Raw genomic sequence first — 10,432 nt, 5'->3', positions numbered from 1 at the left:
TGGCGCGGGAATTGGCGCGGATGAACCTGCCTGCCAATATATATACGCAGTGGTATTGGAAGGTGGATTTGCACAACCTGTTCCATTTCCTGCGCTTGCGGGCTGACATGCACGCCCAATACGAAATCCGTGTTTACGCCGATGCGATTTGCAAGGTGGTGGCTGATTGGGTGCCTGCGGCTTACGGCGCATTCGAGGATTACCGCCTAGGCGGCGCGAATTTGAGCGGCAAGGCGATGGATTGCATTCGACGGATGTTAAAGGGCGAAGAAGTGACGCAGGAGACATCGGGGATGAGTGCAGGCGAGTGGCGCGAGTTTCAGGGCGAGTTGAATGCGCCGGCTTGAGGGGTATTTCCGCCATGATGTGCTGCGCCTTTTGGATAAGAAAAGCGGCTGCATCGGGGTTGAGCTGGGCGTTGCCGCGGGTGGCTATTCCAAACGGATGGTCGAAAGCGGGCGGTTTGAGGTGTTCTTTGGCGTCGATATGTATGCCGATGGCCATGACATAAACCAGTATAAACAGGCGCTGCGCTGCGTCGGTCTGATGTCATCCTACAAGCTGTTGCGGATGACTTTTGACGAGGCGTATGACCTGTTCGAGGACGAGAGCCTCGATTTCATATATATTGATGGCTATGCCCATTCCGGTCAGGAAGGTGGAGACACCATTTATAAATGGGCGCGAAAGGTAAAGGTTGGCGGGGTGATCGCAGGGGATGATTACCACGATGACTGGCCATTGGTGCAGCAGGCAGTGAACCGGTTTATTGATGACAACGGCTTTGAATTAAACCTGACAACCGAGATCGAGCCGGATGCGGATTATTCGGAATATCCCAGTTGGGTGGCGGTAAAAACGGCGCCAACCACCCTGTCAGCACCACAGGCGTTGGTAGAGGAGGGGAAATCCGCGGCTGCCCGCGTGCATCGCAAACGGTCCCTTGAACGCCGTGCTGTCAATTTGATTGGCAGTGTGGTCGGGGCTAAACGTTTTGCGCAGCTTAAGGACTGGAATCGCGCTAGAAAACGACGGCGCAAGGCGCGGAAGTAGTATAAGTCGAAACAATCTGTTTCCGTCGGAGAAATTGACTCGGATGCCCATACTGTTATCGTTAATGCGATATTTGATACTGATCCAACGCATGATCAAACTTGGGGAACTATAATGATTGCAAAAGTAATGACTGTCGCACTTGGCGCGCTTGTTCTTGGGGCTGCACCCGCATTGGCGGAGGGCGCGCGGATTTACCCGTATTCAACTTCGGCCAACTATTGCCCAACAGGATTGCAGCCTATCACTATTGACGGGGTGATCTGTTGCGGCACGCCAAACCAGTCGGTTAGCTATCAATCGATGAAAGCACATCCTGTGCTACGCAAGGTGCGGGCACGCAGTGCAAATCCGGCGCCTACCAGCCGCATCGTTTGTCCGGTTGGTGAAAAAGGCTGTTATACAGAATAGCCTTTGGGCACTGATCATAGCCTGCTGAAATAAAAACACCCCGCAGCCAGAGGCAACGGGGTGTTCCAAATCTAAAAGGGTGCGGATCATCCCGCAGCCAATTTAGTCAACCAGCGAAATCGCGCCTGCGGATTGACGGCCATCACGGCCCTCTTCCAGCTCGAATTCAACTTTTTGGTTGTCGGCAAGGCCAGTCAGACCAGCGCGCTCAACAGCCGAGATGTGTACAAACACGTCTTTGCCGCCGTCGTCAGGTGCGATGAAGCCGAAGCCTTTAGTAGTGTTAAACCATTTTACGGTGCCAGTAGCCATTCCGTATCTCCTTAGTCTAGTATCACCGCCCGCGTTATGCAGCGGCTTGGTGCAGCAGTCTTTTAACATCGTCCGGCTGCTTAGATAAGGAGGCGGGTAGAATAAGAATAGCGTCACAGGGCACACATGGGGCCATTTGCGTAATAATACAAGCTTTTCTTTTTGGATATGTGGTTTGCGGCGGGTTTGTGCGCACGCTTAAACGTGGCCCGCAGGGGCAGGCCACGCCGATTCTATTCGCGCTACTGGCGGTTTTAGTCGACCAGTTTCAGCTCGCCCGCACTGGCACGACCGTCGCGCCCTTCAACCATTTCATACTCGATTTTCTGATCGTCAGCGAGGCCGGTCATGCCAGCTGCTTCGACCGCCGAGATATGCACAAATACATCATTGCCGCCATCATCGGGTGCAATAAACCCGAAACCTTTTGTCGTATTAAACCATTTTACGGTGCCGTTTGCCATCCGTTTTCTCCGTCATTTAACCCCCCGACAGCGAAATTACTGCAGGGTCGTGCAGCCAGTTCTCCAGTCTATCGGCTGCCCTAAATTACAGGACGGTCGTCAAGAAACCTGTTGTCACTGCCAAAATCGTAGGGTGATTTTGGAAAAAGGCAAGAAAAATACGCTCGCACTCAGCAACGCTCCGCTTATAGTGATGGTGAAAATTGTGAGAGCAAGATGAAAATATACGGGCTAAAAAACTGTGATACATGCCGCCGTGCGCTAAAGGCATTAAAGGCGGCGGGGCATGAGGTGGAACTGGTTGATGTACGAAAGGACGGGCTGAAAGGCGAGGAACTGGAGCGGTTCTTTGTTGTCTTTGGGCAAGATCTGGTGAACCGGCGCTCGACCACATGGCGCAAGCTGAGTGAGGATGAACGCAAGGGCAATCCTGTGGCGCTGATGCTGGCGCACCCTAGTTTAATGAAACGACCGGTGATATTGGAAGAGGGCGGATTGCTGACCCTTGGATGGGGTAAGGACGAGCAGAAACACTGGCGGATTAATGATGCGTAATGCGGCTTTGGTATTGGGGATAATCGGCGGGATCATTGGTATGATCGTCGGTTTTTTCAGTTTCGGGTATACCGAATTTGTTGATTGGGCGGGGAACGAAATCCCCGATACGTTCCAGCAAGTCGATAATGTCGGGTTGATCAAGTTCATGAGCCTGTTTGCGCCCTTACTGGCGATTGCAGGTGGGGCGATGGCGCGATCAAGGGCGATGATCGGTGGCGGCATGATGTTGGCGTCGGCGGCGGGGATGTATTATGCGTTTCATTTCAATGCGTTCACCATGTTCCCGATTGCGATGTGCGCGTTGGGCGGGGTGTTGGCGTTGGCCGCAACCAAGCCCGATGAGCATTGAGGAATTGCGCCGCCCCCTTCGGGGGGCGTGCTCCGTAGCCTCTGGCGGAGGTATTTCAGGCAAGAAGAAGGGGTTAGTCTGTGCGCTGTATCAGGCGGTCCAGTGATAGGGGGCCGGCGCCGCGCACAACCAGGATCAATAGCACGGTGATCCAGAACAGCCGTTGATCCATGATTACACCGTCCGATAGCCGGTCAAACCACGCCCCGTATTTTTCCACCATGTGGCCGTAGATGTCTGTCAAGCTTTGCACGATGATAAAGCCGATCATGCCAAGCGCAGCCAAACGGGTGAACAGACCGATCAGGATCAGCAGTGGCAGGACAAATTCGGCCCATGTTCCGGTAAGTGAAATGAACCACTGGAAGGAGGACATGGCCGCATCGTCATAGCCTGCGGCCTCGAATGCGTGCGGGAATATCTGGCCATAGGCGCGGCTGATATCAAAGAAACCAAAGAGACCTTCGCCAATTTTCAGGCGGGCCGAGTTCCAGAAATAGATCAGCAGGGTCGCGGCAAAGGTGAAGCGGGCCAGAGTGGGTAAGAACCACGGGCCAAGCATGTTTTCTAGTTTCCCGAATATCGAATTATGTAGTGAAATCAGCGCGTTCATTTGGGTGTCCCTTCGGTTGTTTTTATAATTGCGGCCTTTGATAACAACAGGCCGAGAACTTTGGTTAGATCAAAATCACCGGTGGCGATGGTCGCGGTTTTATCGGCCTCGCCGAGTGTTTCGCCGTTTATCAGGGCGGCGATAAAAGCGCCGCCCCCCGGGGGCAGCGCAGTGACTTCGGGGTCATAATCGGGGCGGGTGATCAGCACGTCTTCGGCCTGCATGACCGGCTTTGGTGCATCTGGATCGCTGTTGGCGTGGAACAGGGCCGCGGCGGGCCAGTTCGAGCGGATCAAATGCACCGAGGGGGCCAAATGCAAGCGGGTGGACAACAGCGCATCAGGGGCTATGGATTGCAGGGTTTGCGGATCAATCGCGGCCGTATCGGCAGCGTGATAGCTGCGGCAAAGTGCCAGTTCTACGCGGGCGACGTCTGACAGATATCTCAGATGGGCAACAGGCGGGAAGCTGTCCAGAAAGGCGGGCATGTTAGCGCCGTAAAACATCAGCATCGGGCTGTCTGGTTGGTATTGGCGCAGGAACACACCGGCCATTGCTGTAAAAAATTCATCGCCGACCAGTTTGCGGATCACTGGAAAGGTGACCTCTAATGCCTCGGACAGGCTGACTGCGACGTTATTGCGGTAGACGGAAAACCGTTTTCCGGCGGAGGCCCCTTTAGGGTCACACAACCCATCGGGCACAGGCAAATCAGCATCAAGAATTGCCTTGGTGAATTCGTTTTGTGTGACAGTCACGTTGCGATCCTGTCCAGAATTTGGGCCGCACGGGTGGCTTCGGCGGCGAGTTCATACCAGTCGGGGACGTTAGCGTCCCATTCGATCAGGGCGGGGCGGGGGCCTGTTTTATTCAGGGTGTAGTCAAACAATGCCCAGACCGGATCAACCACTTCGCGCCCGTGGCTGTCGATCAACAGCAGATCACCGGCATCGTCCATGTCTTCGTCGTGACCACCTAGGTGAAATTCACCAACATGTTCCAAGGGAAAGTTGTCGATATATGCAATGGCGCTGGTTTTTTGGTTGGTGGCCGAGATGAAGACGTTGTTGATATCAAGCAGCAACCCGCAGCCGGTGCGCTTTACCACTTCGGCCAGAAAATCGACCTCGGATAGGGTGGATTCAGCAAACGCCAGATAGGATGACGGGTTTTCCAGAAGCATTTGACGCCCCAGAACATCCTGCACCTGCGCGACATGATCGGCAACGCTGGTTACGGTTTCTTCGGTGTAGGGTAGCGCGATCAAGTCGTTCAGGTAGTGGCCTTCATGGGTGGACCACGCCAGATGTTCGGAAAATGATGCGGGGTTCAGCCAGCCGCACAGGTGTTTCAGGCGGTTCAAGTGATCCGTATCAAGCGGATCGTTGCCACCGATCGATAGGCCAACACCATGCACAGATATCGGAAATTTTTTGGCCAGATGGCGCAGTTGTGCAAGTGGACGGCCGCCATCGCCCATGTAGTTTTCAGCGTGGATTTCCAGCCATTCAACTGGGCTGGGGTCCTCCATGATTGCCGTGAAATGTTGTGGTTTATATCCGACGCCGGGGCGATTTGGCAGGGTTTCAAACTTCGAAAGCTTTTTGTCGAGCATTGGTTAAACCCTATATCAGATAGAAAAATGGCGCCTCTACATAGCATGCAAAGGCGCCAGATAAGTATACTAGGCAGGGACGTCGCGCTCAAGCTCTTCCATGGAACCCATGCGACCTTCAGGCAGCTCGATGCTGGCGCAAGTACCGGCAGGAACCAGCGAGAATGCATTGCCTTGGTAATCAACCGTCGATGTGCCTGCGCATGTTGTACCTGCGCCTGCTTTGCAGTCGTTTTGGCCGGCCAGTGCAACGCCGTAGCATTTTTCTTTGGCAGCAGCGGCAGCTGGAACAGTGGATGTGGCGGTCAGGGCGGCAGCGATAGCGCCAGCAACGGCGAGCGATTTAACGTGGTATGACATATGAGATGATCCTTAAGTTACGTTTCCATGTGCCGCTGTTTGCGACATAGGGAAACATACGGGCAGGGCATCCGTGCAAGCCATTCACATCGGCGTGTGTCACGGGCGCGTTATGATATATCAGGGGAAATACGCAGGTTTGCGCCGAAAAATGCGAAAATTCGCCCTCCCGCGCTGGAATGTTACAGTGCGGAGGGGCGGAATGTTACAGTTTTAGACAAGATCGGGTGCAAGCGCCTCTTTCGTGAGAGATGTTACAGCCTCGTTAAAGCTGATCACTTTGGTTTGCTTGTCGCCCAAGCGGCGCACGGACACGGTGCGTTCCTCGACTTCACGCATACCGATGGCCAGAATGACCGGCACTTTGCCTAATGAGTGTTCGCGAACCTTATAGTTGATCTTCTCGTTGCGCACGTCTGCCTCGGCGCGGATGCCTTTGGCGCGCAGTTCTGCGACCACCTCTTGCACGTATTCGTCCGCATCCGAAACAATCGCCGCCACCACCACTTGACGCGGGGCCAGCCACAGCGGAAATTTTCCGGCGTAGTTTTCGATCAGGATGCCGAGGAACCGCTCGAATGATCCAAGGGTCGCGCGGTGCAGCATGACGGGGGTGTGTTTGGCACCATCCTCGCCGACATATTCGGCATCCAGACGGTCAGGCAACACGAAATCAGCCTGTAGCGTGCCCAGTTGCCATTCGCGGCCAATCGCGTCGGTCAGTTTGAAATCCAGTTTCGGGCCGTAAAACGCGCCTTCGCCGGGGTCGGTCTCGTAGGGGTGCCCCAATGCCTTGATCGCATTTTCAAGCGCTGCTTCGGCGCGGTCCCATACTTCGTCTGATCCGGCACGCACCTCGGGACGGGTGGAAAACTTGATTTTGAAATCGGCAAAGCCAAGGTCCGCATAGACCCGCGTCAGCAGTTTGATGAACTTTTCGGTCTCCGAGGCAATCTGCTCCTCGGTGCAGAAAATATGCGCGTCATCTTGCGTGAACCCGCGCACCCGCATCAACCCGTGCATCGAACCGGAGCTTTCATACCGATGGCACGAACCGAATTCGGCCAGGCGCAGCGGCAGGTCACGGTAGGATTTCATACCCTGATTATAGACCTGCACATGGCAAGGACAATTCATCGGCTTTAGCGCGTTGGTGCGTTTTTCATTGGCGTGTTCATCGTCAATTTCAGTGGTGAACATGTTCTCGCGGTATTTTTCCCAGTGGCCTGATGCTTCCCACAATTTGCGGTCCACCACCATCGGGGTGTTGATTTCAAGATAACCGTCATCAATCTGGCGACGACGCATGTAATCTTGTAGGGTGCGATACAGGGTCCAGCCGTTGGGGTGCCAGAACACCATGCCCGGCGCTTCTTCTTGCAGGTGGAATAGGTCCATCTCGCGGCCCAGTTTGCGGTGGTCGCGCTTTTCGGCCTCTTCCAGCATGAACAGGTGCTTTTTCAGATCGTTCTTGTTCTGGAACGCCACGCCGTAAATGCGTTGCAACATGGGGCGGTCACTATCACCACGCCAGTAGGCACCAGCGATTGACATCAGTTTGAAGGCATCGCCCTGCACTTGGCCAGTGTGCTGCAAATGCGGGCCGCGGCACAGGTCTTGCCACTCGCCATGCCAATACATCCGCAGGGGTTCGTCGCCTAGAATACTATCAATCAACTCGACCTTATAAGGCTCGTCATTGTCCTTATAGAACTGAACGGCACGGTCACGATCCCAGATTTCGGTGCGCACAGTGTCACGCTTGTTGATGATTTCTTTCATCTTTTTTTCAATCACGCCCAGATCATCGGGGGTGAAATGCTCTTTGCGGTCAAAGTCATAATACCAGCCGTTGTCGATCACAGGGCCGATGGTGACTTTGGTGTCGGGCCAAAGCTCCTGCACAGCGCGGGCCATGATATGGGCGCAGTCGTGACGGATCAGTTCCAGCGCGGGTTCGGCATCTTTCATCGTGTTGATGGCGATGGTGGCGTCCGCATTGATCGGCCATTGCAGATCCCAGTGGGTGCCGTTCACGGTGGCGGAGATGGCTTTTTTGCCCAGCGAATTGGAAATACCACTGGCGATTTCGCCCGCCGTTATACCGGCGTCGAATTCACGTTTGCTGTCATCTGGAAAAGTGAGTTGGATTTGGGCCATATCAGGCGCTCCTCGTCAGTTTGGCGCCTACCAAGCGCCCGGTTGCGGGTTATGTTCATATGCGTTTTGGCGCGAGGCGCGGGCATTGTCAACGTTTTAGGCGCTGTCGGTATTGCGAGGGGGACAGACCCGTGTGGCGTTTGAACAGTTTGCGAAAGGCGTTGGCGTTTTCATACCCGACCGCATAAGCGATTTGATCAATCGCGGCGGGGGTGTTTTCCAACGCGCGTTGGGCCGACTGGATGCGCAGGTGTTGGACATAGGCCAGTGGCGTGTGGCCGGTTGCGCGTTCGAATCGGCGCAGGAAGGTGCGCTCGGTCAGGGCGACGGTGCGGGCCAGTTCGGAAATGCGGATCGGGGCGGTGAAGGTGCGCTCGATCAGGAATTGCGCTTGTTCAATGGGGGTATCACCGTGGGTTAGTGGCGGGTTGAAAGCGCGGTAATAGCGCTGCTCGCGCCGCCCTGTATCAACCACAAAGTGCCGCCCGACCTCGCGCATCACCGCAAGACTGGAAAGTTGCGCGATCAGTTCCAGCGCCAGATCGACCCATGACAACAGGCCGCCAGCGGTAATCACCCGCCCGTCGCTGATCAGGATTTCATCTGCATCGACATTGGCATCGGGGATGCGCGTCTGCAGTTTCTGTTCCAGCGCCCAGTGTGTGGTGACGCGGCGCTGGTCCAGCACCCCTGCCGCGCCCAGATAAAACGCCCCCGCACAAGCCGAGGCCATGATGCAATCGTCAGGCAGATTGCGCAGCCAATCGAGCACGGTTTGCGGCGGGTTCAGGTATTGGTCGTTGCCAAAAGCGGGCGGCAGGATCACCGCGCTGATTGCGGTGGTAGGCAAGCTGTCCGCAGTGACCATGGTCAAGACAATCGGTGTCAGCCCGTCGCGTTCATGCAGGCGGGCGACGTGGGTGAACATTTCTTGCAAGCCCGTAACCGCCGCGATGGACGCGCCGGGATAGTTTAGCAAGGTCAGGTTTATTGGTTGGTCGGCCATATGTCCGAATTGGAGTGTTTTATGTCAAATATGACACTAGCGCGAAATAGACGCGTAATACAAGTTGTCTTCGAGGTTAGTTTTTAGGAGTAAAAACAATGATAACCACGGCTTTGTTGATTGTTGACATGCAGAACGATTATTTTGATGGTGGCAAGTTCCCCTTGTCGGGCATCGATGCGGCGGCGGCAAAATCGGCTGAAATCCTTGCGGCATTCCGCGCCGCAGGCAAGCCGGTGATCCACATCCGCCACGAAATCCTACGCAAACCCGCGCCGTTTTTCGAAGCGGGGACACAGGGTGCTGAAATTCATTCGTCGGTTGCCCCTGCGAATAATGAGCCGGTGATCACCAAAAACTTCCCCAACAGTTTTCGCGACACCGATTTGCAGGATCAATTGCAAGCGCTGGGCGTCACCGATCTGGTGATCATTGGCGCAATGAGCCATTTTTGCATTGATGCCACCACCCGCGCGGCGGCTGATCTGGGCTATACTTGCACCGTGGCACACGATTCCTGCGCCACCCGTGATCTGGAATTTGACGGGGTCGCGGTGCCTGCCGCCCAAGTGCATGCAGGGTTCATGGCGGCATTGGCGATGGGATACGGTGCGATATTGCCAACCGATCAGGTGATTGCCGGATTGTCTGATTAGGCGCGTCGCGGTATGGTTCCCGTAAGTGAACCGGAGGCCTATGCCGTGATAAAACTAGACTACTTGACCTGCGATAACGGGCGGCGCATTGCCTATCATCAAACTGCGGGGCGCGGCCCCTGCGTGGTGTTTCTGGGCGGGTTCAAATCCGACATGGAGGGCACCAAGGCCATTCATCTGGAGGACTGGGCACGCGCACAAGGCCGCGCGTTTTTGCGGCTGGATTATTCGGGGCACGGCCAATCATCGGGCAAATTCACCGAAGGCAGCATTGGCGAATGGGCGGCGGATGCGCAGGCGGCGATCATAGCGTTGTGCGAAGGACGCCAAGTGTTGGTCGGCTCCAGCATGGGCGGCTGGATTGCGCTGCTGTTGGCCAAACGTATCCCCGGGCGCATTGCGGGGTTGGTTGGCATTGCGGCAGCGCCGGATTTTACCGAAGACGGCATGTGGGCCGGATTTTCGGATGCGCAAAGGGCGGCGCTGGTTGATACAGGGCAGGTGGCCCTGCCGTCGGAATATGGCGAGCCCTACATCATCACCAAAAAACTGATCGAGGATGGGCGCAACCAATTGGTGTTGCGTGACCCACTGACATTGTCGTTTCCCGTGCGCCTGTTGCAAGGCACGGCGGATAAGGATGTGGAGGTATCTGTGGCGCTGCGCCTGTTGGACCATGCTGATGGCGATGACATTCAAATGACGCTGGTGAAGGGGGCGGATCACCGGTTTTCCACACCGGAGTGTCTGGCGCTGGTTGAGGCCGCCGTGGTGGATGTGCTGGAAAAAGGAGACTGAAAGTGGAACAACGGGTCAGTTTAATCACATTGGGTGTCGCCGATATGGCCGCATCGGCGGGTTTTTATCAGGCGCTG

15 protein-coding genes are annotated in these 10,432 nt (G+C 55.4%); 7 read left to right on the top strand and 8 right to left on the bottom strand.

Features of this window, described 5'->3' with window-relative positions:
• The 3 genes from ACWB12_RS08375 to ACWB12_RS08365 all read left to right on the top strand — a co-directional run.
• The coding region (locus ACWB12_RS08375; protein ID WP_479529619.1) for an FAD-dependent thymidylate synthase at window positions 1–347 on the top strand (347 nt) is incomplete at its 5' end.
• The gene (locus ACWB12_RS08370) at window positions 334–1,053 is read left to right on the top strand and encodes a class I SAM-dependent methyltransferase (protein WP_479529618.1); all 720 of its coding nucleotides are present in this window, start codon (window positions 334–336) and stop codon (window positions 1,051–1,053) included. The genes ACWB12_RS08375 and ACWB12_RS08370, both read left to right, overlap by 14 nt.
• A 114-nt stretch (window positions 1,054–1,167) precedes the next feature.
• The gene (locus ACWB12_RS08365; RefSeq protein ID WP_479529617.1) at window positions 1,168–1,464 is read left to right on the top strand and encodes a hypothetical protein; all 297 of its coding nucleotides are present in this window, start codon (window positions 1,168–1,170) and stop codon (window positions 1,462–1,464) included.
• A gap of 102 nt (window positions 1,465–1,566) precedes the next feature.
• Here the strand turns inward: ACWB12_RS08365 and ACWB12_RS08360 are convergent, their stop codons facing one another.
• Window positions 1,567–1,776 carry a cold-shock protein gene (locus ACWB12_RS08360; RefSeq protein WP_479529616.1) on the bottom strand — a complete coding sequence of 70 codons (210 nt, stop codon included), beginning with the start codon at window positions 1,774–1,776 and terminating at the stop codon, window positions 1,567–1,569.
• Between the two features lie 254 nt (window positions 1,777–2,030).
• Window positions 2,031–2,240, bottom strand: a complete 210-nt coding sequence (locus ACWB12_RS08355; RefSeq protein ID WP_479529615.1) for a cold-shock protein — start codon at window positions 2,238–2,240, stop codon at window positions 2,031–2,033.
• 216 nt (window positions 2,241–2,456) lie between these two features.
• Between ACWB12_RS08355 and ACWB12_RS08350 the strand changes: the two genes are divergently transcribed.
• Both ACWB12_RS08350 and ACWB12_RS08345 read left to right on the top strand, forming a co-directional pair.
• The gene (locus ACWB12_RS08350) at window positions 2,457–2,795 is read left to right on the top strand and encodes an arsenate reductase family protein (protein ID WP_479529614.1); all 339 of its coding nucleotides are present in this window, start codon (window positions 2,457–2,459) and stop codon (window positions 2,793–2,795) included.
• On the top strand, window positions 2,788–3,147 hold the full coding sequence (locus ACWB12_RS08345; RefSeq protein ID WP_479529620.1) for a hypothetical protein: 360 nt from the start codon (window positions 2,788–2,790) through the stop codon (window positions 3,145–3,147). Before ACWB12_RS08350 ends, ACWB12_RS08345 begins: the two co-directional genes overlap by 8 nt.
• 73 nt (window positions 3,148–3,220) lie before the next feature.
• On the opposite strand, the gene ACWB12_RS08340 is transcribed toward ACWB12_RS08345, so the two are convergent.
• The 6 genes from ACWB12_RS08340 to ACWB12_RS08315 all read right to left on the bottom strand — a co-directional run bounded on the left by ACWB12_RS08340 (window position 3,221) and on the right by ACWB12_RS08315 (window position 8,901).
• A complete protein-coding gene (locus ACWB12_RS08340; RefSeq protein WP_479529613.1) occupies window positions 3,221–3,760 on the bottom strand; it encodes a DoxX family protein in 540 nt (179 codons plus the stop codon).
• Window positions 3,757–4,518, bottom strand: coding sequence for an HvfC/BufC family peptide modification chaperone (locus tag ACWB12_RS08335; protein ID WP_479529612.1), 762 nt, complete (start codon window positions 4,516–4,518; stop codon window positions 3,757–3,759). The genes ACWB12_RS08340 and ACWB12_RS08335 overlap by 4 nt, the downstream gene beginning before the upstream one ends.
• Complete coding sequence (gene bufB / locus ACWB12_RS08330; RefSeq protein ID WP_479529611.1) at window positions 4,515–5,375, bottom strand: MNIO family bufferin maturase; 861 nt, start codon at window positions 5,373–5,375, stop codon at window positions 4,515–4,517. The genes ACWB12_RS08335 and bufB overlap by 4 nt, the downstream gene beginning before the upstream one ends.
• A 69-nt stretch (window positions 5,376–5,444) precedes the next feature.
• Complete coding sequence (locus tag ACWB12_RS08325; protein ID WP_479529610.1) at window positions 5,445–5,735, bottom strand: BufA1 family periplasmic bufferin-type metallophore; 291 nt, start codon at window positions 5,733–5,735, stop codon at window positions 5,445–5,447.
• Between the two features lie 213 nt (window positions 5,736–5,948).
• Window positions 5,949–7,895 (bottom strand): threonine--tRNA ligase, encoded by a 1,947-nt coding sequence (gene thrS / locus ACWB12_RS08320; RefSeq protein WP_479529609.1) that lies wholly within the window; start codon window positions 7,893–7,895, stop codon window positions 5,949–5,951.
• 88 nt (window positions 7,896–7,983) lie between these two features.
• Window positions 7,984–8,901 carry a GlxA family transcriptional regulator gene (locus ACWB12_RS08315; RefSeq protein ID WP_479529608.1) on the bottom strand — a complete coding sequence of 306 codons (918 nt, stop codon included), beginning with the start codon at window positions 8,899–8,901 and terminating at the stop codon, window positions 7,984–7,986.
• 98 nt (window positions 8,902–8,999) lie between these two features.
• Here ACWB12_RS08315 and ACWB12_RS08310 point away from each other — a divergent pair, with 98 nt between their 5' ends.
• Both ACWB12_RS08310 and ACWB12_RS08305 read left to right on the top strand, forming a co-directional pair.
• Window positions 9,000–9,557, top strand: coding sequence for a cysteine hydrolase family protein (locus ACWB12_RS08310; protein ID WP_479529607.1), 558 nt, complete (start codon window positions 9,000–9,002; stop codon window positions 9,555–9,557).
• Window positions 9,558–9,569: 12 nt separating this feature from the next.
• On the top strand, window positions 9,570–10,355 hold the full coding sequence (locus ACWB12_RS08305) for an alpha/beta hydrolase (RefSeq protein ID WP_479529606.1): 786 nt from the start codon (window positions 9,570–9,572) through the stop codon (window positions 10,353–10,355).
• Window positions 10,356–10,432: the final 77 nt, after the last annotated feature.

The organism is Profundibacter sp., from assembly GCF_056498605.1.
The sequence above is the reverse complement of the archived record's forward strand: the minus strand, read 5'-3'. Positions and strand labels throughout refer to the sequence as shown.